We start from the raw sequence: 21,230 nt of genomic DNA, 5'->3' as shown, positions 1-21,230 counted from the left end.
ATAATTACAACCTGGCTCACACTCCGGTCGCATCAAACGTCAAAGCCGCGGCTTGTGCGGCAGAGCGCTTTTCGCCTTACCTTCATTCCGGTAAACTTGAGCCAATCTCTTTCCTCCAAGGACATGTGTATGTACCAGGATATTATTCGCTCCGAGCTGAATGAAGCTGCCGACACTCTTAACAAATTCCTCAGTGATGACGCCAATCTTCACGCTATTCAGCGTGCTGCGGTGCTGCTGGCGGACTCGTTTAAGGCCGGTGGCAAGGTGCTTTCCTGTGGTAATGGTGGTTCTCACTGCGACGCGATGCATTTCGCCGAAGAACTGACTGGACGTTATCGTGAGAATCGCCCGGGTTATCCGGCGATTGCGATTTCTGATGTCAGCCATCTCTCCTGCGTCAGCAATGACTTTGGCTACGACTATGTCTTCTCTCGCTATATTGAAGCGGTAGGGCGTGCAGGCGATGTGCTGCTGGGTATTTCCACCTCCGGCAATTCCGGCAACGTGATTAAAGCGATTGAGGCCGCCCGAGCCCAGGGGATGAAAGTGATCACCCTGACCGGGAAAGACGGCGGCAAAATGGATGGCGCAGCGGATGTGGAAATCCGTGTACCGCATTTCGGTTTTGCTGACCGCATTCAGGAAATCCACATTAAAGTGATCCATATCCTGATCCTGTTAATTGAAAAAGAGATGGCAAAATAAGCCGCACCTTTCCTGCTGTGGCAGGGAAGGTGATAAGTTGATTTCTGAGGTCACCACTATGTGCGAACTGCTCGGGATGAGCGCGAACGTCCCAACGGACATCTGCTTTAGCTTTACCGGCCTGGTACAGCGTGGCGGCGGCACCGGTCCGCATAAGGATGGCTGGGGGATTACCTTCTACGAAGGGAAAGGTTGCCGCACGTTTAAAGATCCGCAGCCGAGTTTTAACTCGCCGATTGCGCGTCTGGTGCAGGACTACCCGATCAAATCCCACTCGGTGGTGGCGCATATCCGCCAGGCGAACCGCGGTGAAGTATCACTGGAAAATACCCATCCGTTTACCCGCGAACTGTGGGGACGCAACTGGACCTATGCGCATAACGGACAGCTGAAAGGTTACCGCCAGCTGGAAACCGGGCAGTTTCGTCCGGTGGGGGAGACCGACAGTGAACAGGCCTTCTGCTGGCTGCTGCATCAGCTGAGCACCCGTTATCCGCGCACGCCCGGCAACTGGCCTGCGGTGTTCCGCTATATCGCTGAACTGGCGGCGCAGCTGCGCGAGAAAGGTGTGTTTAATATGCTGCTGTCGGACGGGCGTTATCTGATGGCGTTCTGCTCCACCAATCTGTTCTGGATCACGCGTCGTGCACCGTTTGGCACAGCCAAACTGCTTGATCAGGATGTGGAGATTGATTTTCAGCAGCAGACCACGCCAAACGACGTGGTCACGGTGATTGCCACTCAGCCGCTCACCGGCAATGAAACCTGGAACAAGATTGCTCCAGGCGAGTGGGCACTATTTTGTCTGGGTGAGCGCGAGAAATGATCCGCTCTGCGCCGCAGGTGGGGTGCCGGGCAGCGGATTGCTGTTCATCACATACTGGCCATTATTGACGCTGACAGCCGGTGGCTGGCGATGATCGACAAACCACTGATAGCCCGGCTGCAGCTGCTTCCAGAAACTCAGGTAGTAAGAGTTACGGTGGCGCTGCATATTGCTCTCCGTCATACGGAACGGATAGATGTTCAGATTAATTTCTGACTGACCATTGCGCAGCGCCGCATTCACGTAAGTAAAAATCTCATCCATATACGCGTTGGTCATGGCATAGCAGCCAATCGATACGCAGTCACCATGAATCATCAGATACTTACCGTCGTAGCCCTGCTGACGATCATATTCATTCGGGAAACCGATATTGATCGCGCGGTAGAAACGGCTGTCGGGTTTTAACTGGCGCTGGCTGATGGTGTAAAAACCTTCCGGGCTTTTGAAATCACCCTGACGTTTTTTCGGCCCCAGGCCGCCGGAGAAATTACAGATGCGATAGCTGTCCAGCAGACGATATTCGTTGCCGATTTTGCCATACAGCTCAAGTGTACGTTCTTCTTTGAAGATCTGGATATAGAGCGGTGTACCCAGTAATTGTTTCTTTAATTCTTTGCTTACCGGCGCCAGTGGCTGAACAGGTTCAGTGACACTAGCCAGACAAACGGCAGGCATAAAAATCATCGCAAACAACAGTGCGATTTTGCCCATTCTGCTTCCCTTGATATAGAGGGTGTTATTTTTCTGACGTATCAACCTTGCGATGGCGTTCACGTCGTCTGCTTGCATTATCGGAAAATTCCGCTATCGCAGCTGAACATTAGCATTGTTGATTTTTTTATCAAGATGCGCGTAACGATTATTGCTGATCATTTTGTAATTTAACTGTGTGCTTATCCAGTAAATCGGAGGGTCTATGCGTAAAATCATTCATGTCGATATGGACTGCTTCTTTGCCGCCGTCGAAATGCGCGATGATCCCCGTTTACGCGATATTCCCATTGCCATTGGTGGCAGCCAGAAACAGCGTGGTGTGATTAGCACGGCTAATTATCCGGCGCGCAAATATGGCGTGCGCAGCGCGATGTCGACCGCGATGGCGCTGAAACTCTGCCCGCAGCTGAAAGTCATCCCGGGACGTTTCGATGCCTACAAGGCCGCGTCGGCGCATATTCGTGAAATTTTCTCGCGTTATACCACGCTGGTGGAGCCGTTGTCGCTGGATGAAGCCTATCTGGATGTCACCGACAGCCCGCATTGCCAGGGATCTGCGACCTTAATGGCGCGTGAAATCCGTCAGTGCATTGCCGATGAACTGCAACTGACAGCCTCCGCCGGTATCGCACCGATTAAGTTTCTCGCCAAGATTGCTTCCGATCTGAATAAACCCAACGGCCAGTTTGTGATTACCCCTGAACAGATGCCTGATTTTTTGCTGACGCTGCCGCTGGTGAAAATTCCCGGTGTGGGTAAGGTGACCGGCAAAAAGCTGGAGGAGATGGGATTGCTGACCTGCGCGGATGTGCAAAACAGCGACCTGGCGATGTTGCTAAAACGCTTTGGCAAATTTGGTCGTGTGCTGTGGGAACGCAGCCACGGTATTGATAACCGTGACGTGATTACGGAACGCGAACGCAAGTCCCTCGGTGTGGAACGCACGTTGTCGGAAGATATCCATAGCTGGGAGGAGTGCCTGAAAATCCTCGACTGGCTGTACGACGAGCTGGAACGGCGCTTAACGGCGATTAAGCCGGACCGGCAGATTGCCCGTCAGGGTGTAAAACTGAAGTTCAATGATTTCCAGCTGACGACGCAGGAGCATGTCTGGCCGGTGCTGAATAAAGACGATTTAATCGAACTGGCAAAGAAAACCTGGGATGAGCGGCGCGGCGAACGCGGGGTGCGGCTGGTGGGATTGCATGTCAGCCTGCTGCATCCGCAACTGGAGCGGCAACTGGTACTGGGCTGGTAGTGACTGAATCCATTGTTGACTGCTGGCTTACTCAAACTACGGCAGTTCGGGTGGCAACCTGTTTACTCAACGCTGGATGTGTGCGGAATCTGGAAGCAACACATAAATTTTAATGCGCAGGGTGCCCGGTCAGAGAAGGAAAGCGTCCCGCGCCAGGGACGGCGCGGGCCGAGCTGTCATGGATGACAGATCTTGCGACTTTCCGGAGCTGACCGGGTTCCCTGCGCACTGCTCCGGGCTGAAAGCGATGCCCCTGAGCAGGTCACCGTACCAAAAGCGGCCCCTCTGAGCAGTGCACCGGACGAAAACCGGTTACTTCGCCGGAATCACACGCAGCAGTTCGGTCAGCAGTTTCCAGTACAGGCCAACGCTCTCAATATGCACCTGCTCATCCGGAGAGTGTGGACCGGTAATGGTTGGGCCGATAGAGACCATATCCATATCCGGATACGGTTTCTTAAACAGGCCACACTCCAGACCAGCGTGGATCACCTGGATATTTGGCGTACGGTTAAACAACTTTTCGTAGGTTTCGCGCACCAGCGCCATCACTGGCGAGCTGGCGTCTGGCTGCCAGCCCGGATAACCGCCTTTTGGTGCGGTTTTCGCACCGGCCAGTTCGCCGAGTGAGGTCAGCATTTCCACCACGTAATCTTTGCCGCTGTCGATCAGTGAACGGATCAGGCAGATGATTTCTGCTTCCTGCGCATTGATGGACACCACACCGACGTTTAGCGAGGTTTCCACCACGCCTTTCATTACATCGGAATTGCGGATAACACCGTTTGGTGTGCTGTTCAGCAGTGCGAGGAAACGGTCACGGCTGTTCGCGGTCAGCGCCTGGCTTTCACTCGCCAGCGGCTCCACCAGCACATTCACGTTCTTCTCTTTGACGCTCAGCTCGTTCTGCAGCGTTGCCAGATAACCGGCTGCGGCCGCTTTCAGCGCATCCACTTTATCGGCTGCCAGCGCCAGAGTGGCGAAAGCTTCACGCGGGATAGCGTTACGCAGCGTACCGCCAGTAAAATCCACCAGACGAATATCCAGCGCCTTCGCCTGTGCCGCGAGGAAACGCGCCAGCAGCTTGTTGGCATTGCCCAGGCCGACATGGATATCACAACCGGAGTGGCCGCCTTTCAGACCTTTCACTGTCAGCTTCAGCGTGGTGTAACCCGCAGGCAGCGCTTCACGTTCGACTGGCAGGGTAGTAATAAAGTCGATACCACCGGCACAACCCATATAGATCTCACCTTCCTCTTCGGAGTCGGTGTTGATCAGAATGTCGGCCTGCAGCCAGCCCGGTTGCAGGCCGAAGGCGCCGTCCATACCGGATTCTTCAGTCATGGTCAGCAGTACTTCCAGCGGACCGTGTTGCAGACTGTCATCGGCCAGCACTGCCAGCGCGGACGCCATACCAATACCGTTGTCGGCACCCAGCGTCGTGCCGCGCGCCTTGACCCACTCGCCGTCAATATACGGCTGAATCGGATCTTTGGTGAAATCGTGCACCGTGTCGTTATTTTTCTGCGGCACCATATCCAGATGCGCCTGCAGCGCTACTGGCTTGCGATTTTCCAGACCCGGCGTGGCCGGTTTACGGATCAGGATATTGCCCACCTGGTCGCGCTCTGCCCAGAAGCCTTTTTCTTTCGCCCAGGCCAGCACATGTTCTGCCAGTGCTTCTTCATGATAAGAGGGGTGCGGAATAGAACAGATTTTGGCAAAAATATCCCACAGCGGTTGCGGGGATAATTGAGACAGTTCAGACACGATAAGTCTCCCGTTTCGGCCACCGGCGTGTCCGGCGTACCGCAAAGTTTCCAGTAAAATTCGCCGTCAGCAAGGCTGACGAGCCAGAGCAGAGAATACCACCCTTTATGGCTGCGGGTGTAACCAGACGCGGCAAAAAGCTGCAACTGGTGGCACAGGTGCTGGTTTTTAGCGCGTCAGATCCTTATAATCTCGCGCAACCTTTTTCCCATTGCATACTTTTTAAGCCAATTCAGTTGGCCGGGATTCCTTTTATGAGCGAAAAATACGTCGTCACCTGGGACATGCTGCAGATTCATGCCCGTAAACTGGCTCAGCGCCTGCTTCCTGTTGAACAGTGGAAAGGCATCATCGCGGTAAGCCGTGGTGGCCTGGTGCCAGCAGCCCTGCTGGCGCGTGAACTGGGTATTCGTCACGTGGATACCGTCTGCATCTCCAGCTATGACCACGATCATCAGCGTGAAATGAAAGTGCTGAAACGTGCGGAAGGCGACGGTGAAGGCTTTATCGTGATTGATGACCTGGTGGATACCGGCGGCACTGCGCAGGCAATTCGCAATATGTATCCAAAAGCGCACTTTGTCACCATTTTCGCCAAACCTGCGGGTCGTCCGCTGGTGGATGACTATATTGTCGATATTCCACAGGACACCTGGATCGAACAGCCATGGGATATGGGCGTGGTGTTTGTCCCGCCAATTGTCAAAGGCTAACAAACGACGATCGTCGTTCACACCTTTTACCTGTTTTTACAACGCCCGTCTCTGCGGGCGTTGTCCTTTCTGGTGGTTCCTGCGCTACACTATCCCTCCGTTATGCTGCGCCGGAGAGAAAGTTTCATCATGACGCCAAAGAACCTCAGTGAAGAGCTGTTCAAGCCCCGCTTTAAACACCCGGAAACCTCATCGCTGGTGAAACGCCGCCGCCATATTTCGCCGGCGGTACAGTCTACGCTCGATGGTGAACACCACGCAGGCTGGTATCGTCTGATTAACCGGCTGATGTGGGGATGGCGCGGCATACCGCTGCAGGAGATTAGCGAGGTGCTGGCGCGTATTGCGGTCAGTACCGCGGAGCATAGCGACGAGAAACTGCTCGATACGGTGATTGGCTATCGCGGCGGTAACTGGATCTATGAATGGTCGAAACAGGCGGCGCTGTGGCAGCAAAAGGCGCAGGAAACCGATGACGACAAGCTGGCGGGTGAATACTGGCTGCATGCTGCCAACCTGTTCAGCATCGCGGGTTATCCGCATATTAAAGGCGATGAACTGGCGGAACAGGCGCAGACGCTGGCTAACCGCGCCTATGGCGAAGCCGCGCCGCGGCTGGCCGGGGAAATCAAAGTGCTCGAATTCGCCATTTCTGGCGCGGGTACGGTGACCGGCTTTCTGCATATCCCGCCACAGGCCACCGCGCCTTACCCTACCGTGATGCTGTGCGGTGGCCTCGACACGCTGCAGACCGACTATTATCGCTTCTTCCATGACTACCTGGCTCCACGCGGCATCGCCATGCTGACGGTGGATATGCCCTCCGTTGGCTTCTCGGCAAAATGTAAGCTCAGTCAGGACACCAGTTTTCTTCATCAGCAGGTGCTGCGCGAACTGGCGACTATTCCGTGGGTTGATCACACCCGGGTCGCGGCTTTAGGTTATCGTTTTGGCGCCAATGTAGCGGTGCGGCTGGCGTATCTGGAAGCGCCACGCCTGCGTGCAGTCGCCTGTCTTGGCCCGGTGGTACACAGCCTGCTGACCGATGCGCAGCGCCAGGATGCGGTGCCGGATATGTACATTGATATGCTGGCCAGCCGTCTGGGCATGCCGTATGCCGATGACAGCACATTGCGTACCGAACTGAACCGTTACTCGCTGAAAACCCAGGGACTGCTGGGACGCCGCACGCCGACGCCGATGCTGTCCGGCTACTGGAATGATGATCCCTTTAGCCCGGAGGAGGATTCACGCTTAATCGTCAACTCGTCCGCCAATGGCAAGCTGTTGCCCATCACCTTTTCGCCGGTACTTAAAAACTTCGACGATGCACTGACGAAAATTTGTGACTGGCTGGCACAGCGCTTACGCTGATCCGTTGCTATTATTCAATCGGTTGCAATGTAGCAGAACATTAAGATTGCCGGCTATCGAGACTGGCAGCAGCCTGACGTATGATGACAATAACGGTCGCCATTTTAAAAGGAGCACAGACGATGAGTTTACCGAGTGGACATGCGAAGAGCCGTGTGCTGAAGAGTTTTACGGCGCTGGGGCCTTATATCCGCGAGAACAAATGCGAAGATAACCGCTTTTTCTTCGACTGCCTGGCCGTTTGTGTCAACGTGAAGCCCGAACCTGAGGAACGCGAATTCTGGGGCTGGTGGATGGAGCTGGAAGCCCATAGCGATCGCTTTACCTATGAGTACCATTTTGGCCTGTTTGATAAAGAAGGCCACTGGCAGCCGACGGCGATCAAAGGTAAAGAGAACAACCAGAAGCTGGAAGAGACGCTGCGTAATTTCCATGAGCGGCTGAAAGCGCAGCTGAAAGAGATGAACCTGGGGCTGGAGCCTGCGGCGGATTTTGCTGACCAGCCGGTGAAGCTGACGGCGTGACAGCAAATTGCAGAGAATGAACAAAGAAAAGGCCGCTCAGAGAGCGGCCTTTTTTAGCGACACATAACGAGGGTAAAACAACACCGCATCTGTGGCGGGATGCGGTGGCAGAACTTAGAACTGGTAGGTCATACCAACAGCAACGGTATCGTCAGCGTACTGACGCAGTTTGTTGTCGTCGTCCAGCAGGTTGATTTTATAGTCAACAAAGACTGACATGTTTTTGTTGAAGGCGTACAGCGCGCCGATATCAACGAATTTATACAGATCGCCGTCACCCACGCCGTTTTCGAGGTCTTTCGCTTTGGTTTCAACATATGCAATCGACGGACGCAGGCCGAAATCAAACTGATAGTGTGCGTACAGTTCCAGGTTGGTCAGTTTGTTTGCGAAACCACTGATACTTTGGTCTGTACCATTAACATTAATTGGACCCATAGTCGTGCTGAAATAGTTCATGTTGCGAGTTTCAGCATAAGTTGCGCCCAGGTAAACGCCGTTGGCGTCATATTTCAGGCCAGTTGCCCAGGCATCAGCTTTATCGCCTTTACCATAGGTAGCGTTCTTCTGTTTCAGGGTGCGGTTTGAAGTAGAATAAGCCGCAGTCGCTGTTACAGTGTCAAAGAACTTATAAGACAGTGATCCAGACATACCATCGCCATTGGATGCTTTATCAGCACGGCTGGTGTCGGTGGACTCATTTTTACCCTGATACTGCAGGGCGAACTTCAGGTTATCAACCAGACCGAAGAAGTTGTTGTTACGATAAGTCGCCAGGCCACCAGCACGTTGTAACATAAAGACATCAGCACCTGTATAACCGGTAGCACCGAACTCAGGCATCATGTCGGTGATGGACTCAACGTCATAGATCAGACCAAAGTTACGGCCGTAATCAAATGAACCGAAATCGCCCGCTTTCAGACCCGCAAAGCCCAGACGGGTTTTATCCCCGCTGGAACCTTCAGCTTCTGATTTGTTGGCGCCGAACTGGTATTCCCACTGGCCGTAACCGGTCAGCATATCGTTAATCTGGGTCTGGCCTTTAAAACCGATACGTACGTAAGACTGGTCGCCTTCTTTGCCTTTTTTATCGGTATTGTCAGAGAAGTAGTTCATTGCCTTAACGCGGCCGTAGAAGTCCAGTTTATTACCATCTTTGTTATAAACTTCTGCTGCCTGTGCTGCGGTGCTCATTGCCAGTGCGGCTGTAATAATTGCCAGAGCGCTCTTTTTCATTATCAAAATTCCCGAATGAGTAAAATTGGTTCGAGCCTTGTTAGCTCTTGTAAACGCAGGAACGTTTTACCTGTACGGGATGACGGTTTTATTACATTTTGACTGGTTTCTTGTTAATCATGAACTTTTGGTCTACGCCACTGTCGCGGCTATTTTGTGCTTTTCCGTCGCAGATTGTTGGCATCGTGCCTGACACCTGTTAAAACGTTCTTTTGCACTCCTTTTTTATAGCAACGGCAGGAAATAATGAGCGGCAGCCAGACCCTGGTGGTAAAACTGGGTACCAGCGTCCTTACCGGCGGTTCACGCCGATTAAATCGGGCACATATCGTGGAACTGGTTCGCCAGTGTGCGCAACTGCACGCGGCGGGCCATCGTATTGTTATCGTTACTTCCGGCGCGATGGCGGCCGGGCGCGAGCATCTGGGTTACCCCGAGCTGCCGCCAACCATTGCCTCCAAACAGTTGCTGGCCGCAGTCGGGCAGAGCCGTTTAATCCAGCTGTGGGAACAGCTGTTCTCCATTTACGGTATTCATATCGGTCAGATGTTGCTGACGCGTGCGGATATGGAAGATCGCGAACGCTTCCTCAATGCGCGCGATACGCTGCGTGCGCTGCTCGACAACCATATTGTGCCGGTGATTAACGAAAACGATGCGGTTGCGACGGCGGAAATCAAAGTCGGCGATAACGATAATCTCTCTGCGCTGGCGGCGATCCTCGCGGGCGCAGATAAACTGCTGCTGCTGACCGATCAGCAGGGCCTGTTTACGGCCGATCCACGCAATAACCCGGCCGCGCAACTGATTAGCGATGTGCATGGGATCGACGATGCGCTGCGGGCGATTGCCGGTGACAGCGTCTCCGGTTTGGGTACGGGCGGTATGAGCACCAAATTGCAGGCCGCTGATGTTGCCTGCCGTGCCGGTATTGAAGTGATTATTGCTGCGGGCAGCCGCCCGGGCGTGATTGGTGATGTGATTACCGGTGAGCCGGTCGGCACCCGTTTCCATGCTCAGCAGACGCCGCTGGAGAACCGCAAACGCTGGATCTTTGGCGCACCGCCTGCCGGTGAAATTGTCATTGATGACGGCGCGTTGTCCGCCGTGCTGGAGCGCGGCAGCTCGCTGCTGCCGAAGGGCATTCGCCAGGTAGAAGGTAACTTCTCGCGCGGTGAAGTGATCCGTATCCGCAGTCTGCAGGGGCGCGATGTGGCGCACGGCGTATCGCGTTATAACAGTGATGCGATGCGTATGATTGCCGGCCATCACAGCCAGCAGATTAGCGAAATTTTGGGTTATGAATATGGTCCGGTGGCAGTCCATCGCGACGATATGATTGTCAGTTAAGGAGTCTTCGATGCTTGAGCAAATGGGGAAAGCGGCGAAGGCTGCCTCTTACCAGCTTGCGGGATTATCCACCGCGCAGAAAAACCAGGTGCTGCTGACGATTGCCGACAGCCTGGAAGCCAACAGCGCCGAGATCCTCGCCGCTAACGAACAGGATCTGGCCGATGCACGCCAGAATGGCATGAGTGCCGCGCTGCTGGATCGTCTGACGCTCAATCCTGAACGTCTGAAAGGTATTGCTGACGATGTGCGCCAGGTGTGTCGTCTGGCCGATCCGGTCGGTCTGCTGATCGATGGTGGCGTGCTGGACAGCGGTCTGCGCATTGAGCGCCGCCGTGTGCCACTGGGCGTGGTGGGGGTTATCTATGAAGCGCGTCCTAATGTGACGGTGGATGTGGCCTCGCTGTGCCTGAAAACCGGTAACGCGGTGATCCTGCGCGGCGGGAAAGAGACGTATCGCACTAATGGCGCCACGGTGCGCGTGATCCAGCGTGCGCTGCAACAGCATGGCCTGCCAGCCGGTGCGGTGCAGGCGATTGAAAGCCCGGATCGTGAACTGGTGAATCAGCTGCTGAAGCTGGATCGTTATGTCGATATGCTGATCCCTCGCGGTGGTGCGGGCCTGCATAAACTGTGCCGTGAGCAGTCGACCATTCCGGTGATCACTGGCGGTATTGGCGTATGCCATATCTTTGTTGACCAATCTGCGGCTTTCGACAGCGCACTGAACGTGATTGTTAACGCTAAAAAACAGCGGCCAAGTGCCTGTAACTCGGTGGAAACACTGCTGGTGCACGAAGCGATTGCGTCACAATTCCTGCCTGCACTCAGCACCCGTATGGCGGAAGAGGGCATCAAACTGCACGCTGACGCGACCTCACTGCCGGTATTGCAGGCGGGCGCGGCAGAGGTGGTGGCTGTGAAAGACGCCGATTATAACGATGAGTGGCTGTCGCTGGATCTGAACGTCAAAGTGGTGGCGGATATGGATCAGGCTATTGACCATATTCGTGAGCACGGCACTCAGCATTCGGATGCGATTCTGACCCGCAGTATCCAGAACGCGGATCGTTTTGTGCTGCAGGTGGATTCGTCGGCGGTATACGTGAACGCCAGCACCCGCTTTACTGACGGCGGCCAGTTTGGCCTGGGTGCCGAAGTGGCAGTCAGTACGCAGAAACTGCATGCGCGTGGTCCGATGGGACTGGAAGCACTGACTACTTACAAATGGATCGCCTACGGCGACGATACGGTACGCAGTTAACGCTGGCAACCTGGCAGGAGAAGTGAAATGACGCTGACACAGTGGTTACCTTTTGCTGCCATCGCGCTGGGCCTGGTGCTGACGCCCGGGCCGAATATGATTTATCTGGTGTCACGTTCCATTTGCCAGGGGCAGAAAGCCGGGCTGATCTCGCTGGCGGGCGTGGCGGTCGGGTTTATCTTCTATATGCTCTGCGCTACGCTGGGGATTACTGCGCTGGTGATGGCGGTGCCGCTGGCTTATGACGCGTTGCGTATGGCGGGTGCGCTGTACCTGCTATGGCTGGCGTGGCAGTCACTGCGCAGTGGTGCTTCGCCGTTTCAGGTGCGCAATTTAACGCCGGACAGCCCGCGTAAGCTGTTTACCATGGGGCTGATCACCAATCTGCTGAATCCCAAGGCGGCAGTGCTGTATCTGTCGCTGCTACCTCAGTTTATCGATCCGTCGCACGGTAACGTGCTGGCGCAATCCCTGACGCTCGGTTTTAGCCAGATTGTCATCAGTATGCTGGTGAATAGCGCGATTATTATGACGGCGGGGGCGATTGCCGCTTTCCTGGCGGAACGCCCGCTCTGGCAACGGGTTCAGCGCTGGCTGATGGCGACAGTGCTGGCCGGGCTGGCGGTGAAGATGGTGATGGAAGGGCGGAAGTAGCGGCGCGTCTGTTCGCGCTCATTCACTCCAGTCTTCCACTTTCAGGCCTTTCACCATGGCAAAGGCGCGATCGTTAGTGACGATAGTGAGCTGGCGACTCAGCGCGTGCGCGGCAATCAGCTGATCCAGCGCGCCCATCACTTTTCCCTGTTTTTCCATCCTGGCGCGCAGTGAGCCATAGCACTCTGCCGCTTCACTGTCCCAGTCACAAACCGTAACGGAATCCAGGAATGCCTCCACGGCGGCAGCGAGGGCTTTGTTCTGCCGCTTCGCAACGCCATAGCGCAGTTCGGCTTCTGTGATACACGAAATACAGACTTTTTTCGTCGGCGTTTCCGCCAGCTTTCTCAGCACGTGCGGGTGCTGGCGGAAAATATGGCTGACGATATTGGTGTCTATCATATACATCACTATTTCATTCCATCGAATGGATCGCGGTCAGCAATCTCCTGATTACGCTCATCCTCACGCAAAAATTCGTCAGGAACACGCGTTTTCTTCAGCAGCTGGAAAAAATTGTCCCAGTTTGCGGGGCGTGCCGGATTTTTCGATAAAATGACATTACCTTCGTCATCCTGGCGGATATAAACGCGATCGGTATCGAACTCGAATTCGACAGGAAGTCTGACAGCCTGGTTTCTGCCATTTTTGAACAGTTTTGCAATGCGTTCCACGCTGGCCTCCTGATGCATGACGCTGGCATATGTCATAGCATATGCCAGTCAGTATCCATGGCGCAACGATTAATCTTTGACCTGAATCACCAGGCCAGCTCTCTGCCACTGTAATCAATATAGTGATGCCCGCCTTTGCCCTGCCATTTCACCAGCTGGTCGGCAATCCCTGCGGTGCTGTCGGCAACGGTCAGTGGCGCTTCTGCACCGCCCATATCGGTCTGCACCCAGCCGGGATGAACGCACAACAAGGTCTGTCCCTGCTTACTGGTGGTGAGACTTAATCCACGCGCCAGCATATTCAGCGCCGCCTTGCTGGCGGAATACAGCGGGTAGGTGGCATCGGGATTTTCATTCAGGCTGGCGAGCTGCGAGGTCATCAGCGCCAGTGTGCCGCCGGGGGCTAACAGTGGCTGCAATTCAGCGGCACAGCGTACCGGGGAAAAGGCATTGGTGGCAAACAGGGCAAACAGTTCTTTATCACTGGCCTGCGCCAGATCCTGATGATCGGGGCCATAGACGCCAGCATTAATAAAGATCACCGCAAACTGCTGTTCTGCCAGTGTCCGTTTAATCGCCTCACGTTGCAGCGCATCGTTAATATCCAGCGTTTGCCAGTGAATCGCCGAATGGCTGACCGGAATATTGTTGCGGGTGGTGGCCGTCACCTGCCAGTCGCGTTGTGCCAGAGTGTTTGCCAGGCCTAAACCGATACCGCGTGACGCGCCGATAATCAGTGCATGCTGAGTTGCTGCCATGAAGACTCCTGTTACCTGTTGAAGTGCAAAGGATTAGTGATAATCATCATAGCTGAATGTGACAAAGGCGAAAGAGGATGGTGCGGGGATCGGCACGCAGGATCAACATAAAAAGCACGGGGAGTTAAGTGAACCGCAGGGGAAACGATGGAGAGTGCTGACTCTCCATCGGCTCATCGCTTATGCCGCTACGCCTTCACTTTCCGCTTCCAGCAGCGCGATCTGCTCACGCCAGCGGGTCTGTTCTGGTTCACCTTCACTGCGCTGACCATACAGCTGGGCGATCTGCGTACCGTCGGCAGCATACAGCTCAAGGCTGGTGACGATGCCATCGGCGGTTGGTTTACGGGTAACCCAGCTTTCGGCAATATCACTGTCACGCAGATGCAGCGTGAAGTTGCTGTTAAAGATATTCAGCCAGCCACGCATTGGCTCCACGCGTTCCAGTGCGCCGGTGAAGATCTGCACACAACCGCGACTGCCGACAAACACCATAATATTGTTGCCGTCGGCCTGCGCCAGGTTGAGCAGATTCGCCAGCGTCTGATTATCCACGCGGCGCGCCAGATCGTCACTGACCAGGTTAAATGCCTGCTGGCGCGACAGTTTATGGCGATGCAGCAGCAGGTAGAACTGATGCACATCGGTCATTGCGCGCCATTCGCTTTCCAGCTGAGCGGCATCCACGCTGTCGGCATACACCGCCGGAGCGGCAGGTGTTATGGCTGGTGCCGCCGTCTCTTCGCTGGCAAAACGCGTAATAATCGCCTGCCACACCTGCATATCGGTGGCCTCGGTGGCATAGATTTTGTGCACGGCATCACCCTGCGGATCGAAGAATTGCAGGCTGTGACGCACACCGCGAGTGGTCTCTTCTGTCAGTGCGAAAGCACTGTGCCACTGTTTCAGGAACAGGCGTAAATCGATGCCGCCAGGATTGAGGATCAGTCCGGCATGGCCGTCCAGTTGCTGATTGCTGTAGACCCCGACATGCTCATGCACGGCATGCTGATTACGGGTGATCGCCTTGAGTTCACCAGCCTGTTCCAGCGCCGTCAGCAGGGCACGCGGTTGATCCTGCAAACGGCGTGCATCATGGCCGACACGGGCGGCGGTCAGTTCCGCTTCACTGACACCCAGATATTCGGCGAGATCGCGCGCATAAAGTTTTGGCTGGCTGGTTTTAGCCGCAAGATAACGATCAAACAGCGCATGCAACATAATTATTTTCCTTTCGAAGTCGTGGCCGCCAGTATGGCCAGGCTTAATTCGCGCTAACAAGATAAATCCCGAAACCTGAAATTAATTTAATGTTCGCGGCAAAATGAATCAGTGAAAAACTTTACCTAAATAACGAAATTACAACGGAAAGTGTGTATGGAAATCACTCGCCATTACCCGACGCTGGATTAAATTTTATTAAAGTTGGTGGCTTTTTTCTGACCGGCGATTTAGCGTATGCCGCAGCAGACAAGGCCTGCAGCGCAGAGAGGCGGGTGAGTCATTTGCCTGTATGCTGTGTAAATCTCTTGTAATCAAATGATAATGATTGTTATTATCTGTTGAGGTGTTAAGGCCTGGCGTTACAGGTTTACTTCCCTTCCGCTATACCGAAGCAATCGCTGAGTAATTTTAATAATCATAATTTGCATTCAAAAAATAATGCCAATAAGAGTGCATGATCAGTTCAGGGGAATAATTTATGCGTGTTTTAGTGGTTGATGATGATTCCGCTCTGTGCCACTGGCTGGGTGCGAAGTTACATGCCCACGGACACTCATGCCGTCTGATCCACGATGGTGCTGAGGCATTACAGGCGATTGAACAGGAAGTGTATGACGTGGTTCTGCTCGATCGTATGCTGCCGGGTATGGATGGATTCAGCGTCCTGCGTGCTCTGCAGGACCGCCCGCATCCGCCGATCATGCTGCTGTCGGCACTGGATCGCGATGTTGATCGCGTGATGGGGCTGGAACTGGGTGCGGAAGATTACCTCGGTAAACCCTTCAATTTAAACGAGCTGCGTCTGCGGCTGGATATTATCGTCGGGCGTGACAAACGGCGTAATGAACACAGTCAGGTACTGAGCTTCGCCGATCTGAAAGTGGACTGCCTGCAGCGCTCCGCCTGGCGTGGTGGCAAACGTATCGATCTGACAGACAAAGAGATCAAACTGCTGATGATCCTGATGGAACATCCTGGCAAAGTGATCAGCCGTACGCTGTTGCTGGAGCGTGTGTGGGGGTACCAGTTTGATCCGCAAACCAACCTGATTGATGTGCATCTCTCCAAGCTGCGCGCCAAGATTGATAAAGGCTTCTCGCTGCCCCTGATCAAAACATTACGTTCGGTAGGCTACTGCCTCGGCGACGTCGAGAAGAGGTAGCGCGTGTCAGCTAATGCAAGTGGTCTGCGTATGCTGATGCGTCAGATGCAGATGAAGCTCAGTCACTGGCAGGCGATCGGTGCCAGCTATGATCCGGATTTTCTCTCGACCACCAATTTCCGCCAGGCGATCACTATCGTCTACCTGTTTATGATCATGATGCTGGGCTGCATTGTCGGCTTCAGCGTGCTGAGTGAATCGCTGCTGCGTACTCATGTGCACGACATTATCATGAACGATATCTACAACTACTCGGCAAAGTCGCGCCTGAAGGACAGCGGCAGTCTGGTGGCGCATCTGCGTCAGGAATACCATGAGCCGAGCGATGAATTGCCGATGGTGATGGTGATGGCCGAGGATGGCCGCCTGATTTATCACAACACGCCCAACCCGCCTGTTTCAGGCCATTGTCAGATGAATGTTGACTGCCTGAAAGGTCTGCTGGGCGTCGGCGGCAGCAATAAGGTGATTGGTCTGGCAGTACGGCTGGATGATGGCGCGATTCTGTTCCGTGCCTACAACATTGTACCGATGCTGGAGCGGGTGCGTACCATTCCGTTGGTGGCGGGCGCGGGGTTGTTTATCGTGCTGATGTTCTGCCTGCTGGTCAGCCGACACTTCAGCCTGCGCAGTCTCAACAGTGTACGGCAGATCCGTGAAGCGCTGCACCGCTACAGCACCGGCGAACAGCATGTGCGTATGCCGGTTTCCCCGTATGGCAATGATTTCGATGGTCTGTGCGCCGACATTAACCAGAATCTGGAACGTATTGATCGCCTGATGGCGCAGGTGCGCAGCACCGCAGGCCATGTGGCGCATGAACTGCGCACACCGCTGACCCACTTGCAGAACCGTTTATACACGCTGGCGGAACGCGACGATCTCAGCGACAGCGTGCGTCATGAAATCGACGGTGCTTTCAGCGAAGTGCAGTCGGTGTTAACGCTGTTCCGTAATGTGATGCGTATTGGTGAGATTGAAAGCGGGCGCTGCGTTCACCAGTTTGACGATTTCTGTGCCGAGCAGCTGTTGCACGATCTGGCGGAGTATTATCAGCCGCTGGCCGAGGAACATCAGTGTTCGCTGGTGGTGGATCTCAGCGCTAGTATTCAGCTGTTTGGTGACCGCGCTCTGGTGTTTCAGGCGATGGCGAACCTGATTGAAAATGCGCTGAAATATGCCGCGGGCACCGGGCGTATCACTCTTGGTTTGCAACTATATCGTGGCTGGATGGCGCTGTGCGTGCGTGATCACGGGCCGGGTATTCCACCTGCGTTGTACGACGCGGCAACAGAGCGCTTCGAACGCCTGGGTCAGGAACGTAATCAGAACGGCTATGGTCTTGGCTTATCGCTGGTGAAGGCGATTGCTGAATTGCATGGCGGCAAGCTCTATTTTGGTGCGGGTGAACCCGGGCTGGTAGCGTATTTATGCCTTAATCGCAGTTAATCATTTTCTGTATTAATCCGCTGCATTGTTAATTATCCATGCTGAATATGGCGGTTTATTTTTGCATGAAGAAAAATTAATTATTATTCAGCGGATGAGATTTATTCCATTATAAAAAATGTGGCGATGAGATTAATCCCTTACCGCGGGTGTTGTTATATGAAGTACATGCGGAGAAATAAGGGTTTTAGCGGTAAAATAATGGCGAAAATTAACGTATCTTAATCTTCGACATCTTGTCGTTCATGATAATAAGTCTCATTATTGATGCTTCCTGATTGTGCTGTACGATGCGGCGCAGTCCACTCCTGTAACCCGATAGAGAGAGCGGATAATGAACCAGCTGAAAGCAAAAATGCGTGCTTTTTTCCAGGATGAGAGCGGCGTGACCGCGATCGAATACGGCATTCTGGCCGCCGCGATGGCTGCAGCGATTGGCGCGATTTTCGGCGATGACGGTATCTTCGTGAAGGCATTGAACGAGAAATTTACTGATATTGCTAACCAGATCACCGGTTCCGGCACCACCTCTGCCAAATAATGGCCGGGCAGTTTGGCGTACAGTGTGCGTATAACCTGCTGCTGGTGGTGTGTTTGTTGTGGTGCATCGGCAGCGATCTGCTGCTGAGACGCATCCCGAATCGCGCGGTGCTGGCGCTGTTGCTGGGATTTCTGGCGCTGAGTGCGCTGGCAGTATCCGGCGTCACCGGGCCATTGCCGCGGGTTTCCGGCTCTCTGCTGCAGGCGCTGCCGGGAGCATTGCTGGTGTTTGTGGCGGGGTTCGCACTGTTTCTGACCGGACGTCTGGGCGCCGGTGATGTCAAACTGATGAGCGTGCTCTGTCTGTGGGTGGGTTACGGCCACCAGACCCGTTTTGTCATGATGACCGCTATCGCTGGCGGTGTGCTGGCATTATCACTGCCGTTACTGAATACCTTTTCAACGGGTGTGGCATTGCTGATTGACCGGATGAATAACCTGCTGAGAATTAATATTACGCCGCCACCGGTATTACCCGCCGAGTTATCACAGGGTATTCCCTACGGCATCGCCATTGCGTTTGGTGCGGCTTATATCCTTATTTGGCCTCAGTTCTGAAATAAAAAAGAATCTGGCCCGGTAGAAATAAAAAATGAAAATAAACTCGACATTTTTATTGTCTGGGGCGCTTATTGCTGCCGGTCTGGTGGCGTTAATTGTTCGCAGTCAACTCTCTGGCACGCCTGTTGTGCAGCAGGCGGCAGCGCCAACACCAGTGGAAAAAATCGCCGTGCTGGTTACTGCACGCGATCTGTCACCGGGCGAATTTATTGATGGCTCTTCTGTTCGCTGGGAAGAAACGGATAAACCGGTTTCGCGTAGTTTCTATTTTGTACGCGGTAAAGATCAGGAAAGTCAGTTATATGGCGCGACCTTGCGGGAAAAACTGCCTGCGGGCACGCCATTGAGCAGCAACAGTGTCGTGCGTCCTGGCGAACCCGGCTTTGTCGCCGCAGTATTACGTCCGGGAATGCGTGCCATCTCCATTCCTACCAGCGTCGTTGCCAGCAACTTTGGACTCGTCAGTGCTGGTGATCATGTCGACATTATTCTCACCTTACGTCGTGACGATGAGCAAACGTTAGCGCCAACGCCGCAGCAACCCATCATTCCACCCGTGGTAGGGGCGCAAACGGTGGCGCGTAATATGCGCGTACTGGCACTCAATAACCAGGCTGATCCGAATACCAACGTGCGCCCGCGCCAGGATGTTGATGATAGCGAGTCCGCGCAGAAGAATGCGCAGCAGAACCGCCAGCGCACACTGGTTTATCAGACCATCACAGTGGAGGCCACGCCTCAGCAGGCAGAAGTTCTGACAGTGGCGAAAGAAGTGGGACTATTGCAGCTGGCGCTGCGCAGTTCGTCTGATACGACGGATGCGTCTGAAATGCAGCCGGTGACGGCAACCATGTTGCGCGATACCACCCGGATTTACAGCCAACTGATGAGCAACAGTAAACAGGTGAAAGCATTCCGCGGCGATAACAAGGTTGACGTGAAGCAATTCCCTACCCGATGACAGCGCTTTGCCACGCCAGCAGGCGCTGGCAGGGCGGATGAATAAATCCCAGTCATGGATACCCATAAATGAAGATGAGTTTTACTTCCGACTTCGGCTGTCGTCTGGCCGCGAAACGGCTGCTGCTGGTTGCCTCCTGTCTGCTGACGACAGCGGCGGTACTGCCTGTTGCGGCAGTCACGCAGATCGAAGCCACCAGCGAAATCCGCCTGAATGTTCACCAGGGCCGCATGTTGCAGCTGGATCAGATCCCGGACAGCGTGCTGGTTGCTGACCCGGAAATCGCCAGTTTTGAGCTGCCATCACCCGGCAATGTATTCGTATTTGCTAAAGGTGTCGGTGTCACCACGTTGTATGCAATGGATGCCGATGGCCAGGTGGTCAGCGCGATTCGTCTGGTGGTCGAGCATGATCTGGCGGCGCTGAGAGAGCGTCTGCGCCGTGAATTCCCGGATGCGCAGATCCAGCTGGAAGCCTCAGTGCCGAATGGCGTGATTGTACGCGGCAGCGTGGAAACGCCGCAGGATGCGAAAAAAGTGATCGACAGCGTGCAGACGTGGATTAGCGCATCTGCATCATTACGCGGCGGTGCGGGCGGTGGTGGACAGGGTGGTGGCAGCTCATTGCCATCAACCAGCAGCACCTCGCCAAATGTGGTGAACCAGCTGAAAGTGCGCACCCCTTCGCAGATCAATATCCGTGTGCGGGTGGTGGAAGTGTCGCGCAAGCTGACTCATGAGCTGGGCTTTAACTGGGATGCCTCGCTGAACCGTGGCGGCAACAGCATTGGTTTTGGTTCCGGTGCCCTGAGTGATTTCTTCAGCGCCACCAGCAATACCTTCAGTCGCGAAGCGGGCAGTGCCTCGCTCGGTTACAACTACACCGGCAGCGATGGCTCGCTGAGTACGCTGCTCTCCGCCCTGAACTCACAGGGCATGGCCTCGGTGCTGGCAGAACCTAACCTGACGGCGATGTCGGGTGAAACCGCCGCATTTGCCGCCGGTGGTGAAGTGCCGATTGTGTTGATCACCGGTAACAGCGTCAGTATCGATTACAAATCCTACGGTGTGATTCTGCGTATGACGCCAACACTGCTGTCAGCCAATCGCATCAGCCTGCATATCGCGCCGGAAGTCAGTGAGCTGACCTCGGTGGGTGCGGTACAGCTGGAAGGCGGGTCCACCATTCCGGCGCTGACTGTTCGTCGTGCGGATACCACGGTGGAACTGGCGAGTGGTCAGAGCTTTGCGCTGGCAGGCATGCTGCGCAGCAGCAACAGCCAGACAGTGGCCGGGGTGCCGGGACTGTCCAGTATCCCGATCCTCGGCCGTGCCTTTGAGAAAGAAGCCACCAGCTCCGAAGAGACCGAACTGGTGATTATCGCGACAGCGTATGTGGTGGAGCCGGTCAGTGCCGGAACGCTGCAGACCCCAGGTAAGGGCGCGAAGATGATTGATGCCAACACACCACAGTTTGGCGCGGCAGGCTACCTCTACTGACAGGC

Annotated in this window: 22 protein-coding genes; 15 read left to right on the top strand and 7 right to left on the bottom strand. The window is 54.6% G+C overall.

Translation table 11 applies throughout. The annotated features are described in order from the left end of the window. Positions 1–129 precede the first annotated feature (129 nt). Both lpcA and ACSZO1_RS03205 read left to right on the top strand, forming a co-directional pair. Positions 130–708, top strand: a complete 579-nt coding sequence (lpcA, locus tag ACSZO1_RS03210) for a D-sedoheptulose 7-phosphate isomerase (protein WP_437609455.1) — start codon at positions 130–132, stop codon at positions 706–708. Between the two features lie 58 nt (positions 709–766). Further along, complete coding sequence (locus tag ACSZO1_RS03205; RefSeq protein ID WP_437609525.1) at positions 767–1,534, top strand: class II glutamine amidotransferase; 768 nt, start codon at positions 767–769, stop codon at positions 1,532–1,534. On the opposite strand, the gene dpaA is transcribed toward ACSZO1_RS03205, so the two are convergent. Then, positions 1,505–2,248, bottom strand: coding sequence for a peptidoglycan meso-diaminopimelic acid protein amidase (dpaA, locus tag ACSZO1_RS03200; RefSeq protein WP_437609453.1), 744 nt, complete (start codon positions 2,246–2,248; stop codon positions 1,505–1,507). The two genes, ACSZO1_RS03205 and dpaA, sit on opposite strands and share 30 nt — an antisense overlap. 205 nt (positions 2,249–2,453) lie before the next feature. On the opposite strand from dpaA, the gene dinB reads away from it, so the two are divergent. Next, complete coding sequence (gene dinB / locus ACSZO1_RS03195) at positions 2,454–3,509, top strand: DNA polymerase IV (RefSeq protein ID WP_437609451.1); 1,056 nt, start codon at positions 2,454–2,456, stop codon at positions 3,507–3,509. 312 nt (positions 3,510–3,821) lie between these two features. Here the strand turns inward: dinB and pepD are convergent, their stop codons facing one another. Continuing rightward, positions 3,822–5,279 carry a beta-Ala-His dipeptidase gene (pepD, locus tag ACSZO1_RS03190; protein ID WP_437609448.1) on the bottom strand — a complete coding sequence of 486 codons (1,458 nt, stop codon included), beginning with the start codon at positions 5,277–5,279 and terminating at the stop codon, positions 3,822–3,824. Between the two features lie 254 nt (positions 5,280–5,533). Between pepD and gpt the strand changes: the two genes are divergently transcribed. From gpt to crl, 3 genes are all read left to right on the top strand, one after another. Beyond that, complete coding sequence (gene gpt / locus ACSZO1_RS03185; RefSeq protein WP_437609446.1) at positions 5,534–5,992, top strand: xanthine phosphoribosyltransferase; 459 nt, start codon at positions 5,534–5,536, stop codon at positions 5,990–5,992. 129 nt (positions 5,993–6,121) lie between these two features. Further along, entirely contained in the window at positions 6,122–7,366 is a 1,245-nt protein-coding gene (gene frsA / locus ACSZO1_RS03180) for an esterase FrsA (protein WP_437609445.1), read from the top strand. A 122-nt stretch (positions 7,367–7,488) separates the two neighbouring features. Further along, positions 7,489–7,890: a sigma factor-binding protein Crl gene (gene crl / locus ACSZO1_RS03175; RefSeq protein ID WP_437609443.1), complete on the top strand. Its 402-nt coding sequence runs from the start codon at positions 7,489–7,491 to the stop codon at positions 7,888–7,890. Between the two features lie 114 nt (positions 7,891–8,004). Here crl and ACSZO1_RS03170 read toward each other — a convergent pair whose 3' ends face one another. Then, on the bottom strand, positions 8,005–9,129 hold the full coding sequence (locus tag ACSZO1_RS03170) for a porin (protein WP_437609442.1): 1,125 nt from the start codon (positions 9,127–9,129) through the stop codon (positions 8,005–8,007). 246 nt (positions 9,130–9,375) lie between these two features. Here ACSZO1_RS03170 and proB point away from each other — a divergent pair, with 246 nt between their 5' ends. From proB to ACSZO1_RS03155, 3 genes are read left to right on the top strand one after another with little or no spacing between them, the layout of a single operon-like run. Further along, positions 9,376–10,479, top strand: a complete 1,104-nt coding sequence (proB, locus tag ACSZO1_RS03165) for a glutamate 5-kinase (protein ID WP_437609440.1) — start codon at positions 9,376–9,378, stop codon at positions 10,477–10,479. Between the two features lie 10 nt (positions 10,480–10,489). Next, on the top strand, positions 10,490–11,743 hold the full coding sequence (gene proA / locus ACSZO1_RS03160) for a glutamate-5-semialdehyde dehydrogenase (protein WP_437609438.1): 1,254 nt from the start codon (positions 10,490–10,492) through the stop codon (positions 11,741–11,743). Positions 11,744–11,770: 27 nt separating this feature from the next. Further along, positions 11,771–12,397, top strand: coding sequence for a LysE family translocator (locus ACSZO1_RS03155; protein WP_437609436.1), 627 nt, complete (start codon positions 11,771–11,773; stop codon positions 12,395–12,397). A gap of 18 nt (positions 12,398–12,415) precedes the next feature. Here ACSZO1_RS03155 and ACSZO1_RS03150 read toward each other — a convergent pair whose 3' ends face one another. The 4 genes from ACSZO1_RS03150 to ACSZO1_RS03135 all read right to left on the bottom strand — a co-directional run bounded on the left by ACSZO1_RS03150 (position 12,416) and on the right by ACSZO1_RS03135 (position 15,050). Continuing rightward, complete coding sequence (locus ACSZO1_RS03150; protein ID WP_437609434.1) at positions 12,416–12,805, bottom strand: type II toxin-antitoxin system VapC family toxin; 390 nt, start codon at positions 12,803–12,805, stop codon at positions 12,416–12,418. A gap of 2 nt (positions 12,806–12,807) precedes the next feature. Then, positions 12,808–13,071 carry an antitoxin gene (locus ACSZO1_RS03145; protein WP_437609432.1) on the bottom strand — a complete coding sequence of 88 codons (264 nt, stop codon included), beginning with the start codon at positions 13,069–13,071 and terminating at the stop codon, positions 12,808–12,810. Between the two features lie 86 nt (positions 13,072–13,157). Next, the gene (locus ACSZO1_RS03140) at positions 13,158–13,829 is read right to left on the bottom strand and encodes an SDR family oxidoreductase (protein ID WP_437609430.1); all 672 of its coding nucleotides are present in this window, start codon (positions 13,827–13,829) and stop codon (positions 13,158–13,160) included. A gap of 180 nt (positions 13,830–14,009) precedes the next feature. Beyond that, entirely contained in the window at positions 14,010–15,050 is a 1,041-nt protein-coding gene (locus ACSZO1_RS03135) for a hemin-degrading factor (RefSeq protein ID WP_437609428.1), read from the bottom strand. Between the two features lie 481 nt (positions 15,051–15,531). Here ACSZO1_RS03135 and ACSZO1_RS03130 point away from each other — a divergent pair, with 481 nt between their 5' ends. From ACSZO1_RS03130 to ACSZO1_RS03105, 6 genes are all read left to right on the top strand, one after another. Beyond that, positions 15,532–16,215: a response regulator transcription factor gene (locus ACSZO1_RS03130; protein ID WP_437609426.1), complete on the top strand. Its 684-nt coding sequence runs from the start codon at positions 15,532–15,534 to the stop codon at positions 16,213–16,215. A 30-nt stretch (positions 16,216–16,245) separates the two neighbouring features. After that, positions 16,246–17,664 carry an ATP-binding protein gene (locus tag ACSZO1_RS03125; protein WP_437609523.1) on the top strand — a complete coding sequence of 473 codons (1,419 nt, stop codon included), beginning with the start codon at positions 16,246–16,248 and terminating at the stop codon, positions 17,662–17,664. 334 nt (positions 17,665–17,998) lie between these two features. Further along, complete coding sequence (locus ACSZO1_RS03120) at positions 17,999–18,205, top strand: Flp family type IVb pilin (RefSeq protein ID WP_437609424.1); 207 nt, start codon at positions 17,999–18,001, stop codon at positions 18,203–18,205. Next, a complete protein-coding gene (locus tag ACSZO1_RS03115) occupies positions 18,205–18,762 on the top strand; it encodes an A24 family peptidase (protein ID WP_437609422.1) in 558 nt (185 codons plus the stop codon). The genes ACSZO1_RS03120 and ACSZO1_RS03115 overlap by 1 nt, the downstream gene beginning before the upstream one ends. Before the next feature lie 58 nt (positions 18,763–18,820). After that, entirely contained in the window at positions 18,821–19,726 is a 906-nt protein-coding gene (gene cpaB, locus ACSZO1_RS03110) for a Flp pilus assembly protein CpaB (RefSeq protein ID WP_437609420.1), read from the top strand. A 68-nt stretch (positions 19,727–19,794) separates the two neighbouring features. Next, positions 19,795–21,225 (top strand): type II and III secretion system protein family protein, encoded by a 1,431-nt coding sequence (locus tag ACSZO1_RS03105; protein ID WP_437609418.1) that lies wholly within the window; start codon positions 19,795–19,797, stop codon positions 21,223–21,225. Positions 21,226–21,230 lie beyond the last annotated feature (5 nt).

Source organism: Erwinia sp. V71 (assembly GCF_965644245.1).
In the GTDB taxonomy this organism is placed as follows: Bacteria; Pseudomonadota; Gammaproteobacteria; order Enterobacterales; family Enterobacteriaceae; genus Erwinia.
This window is presented reverse-complemented; position numbering and strand designations above follow the sequence as displayed.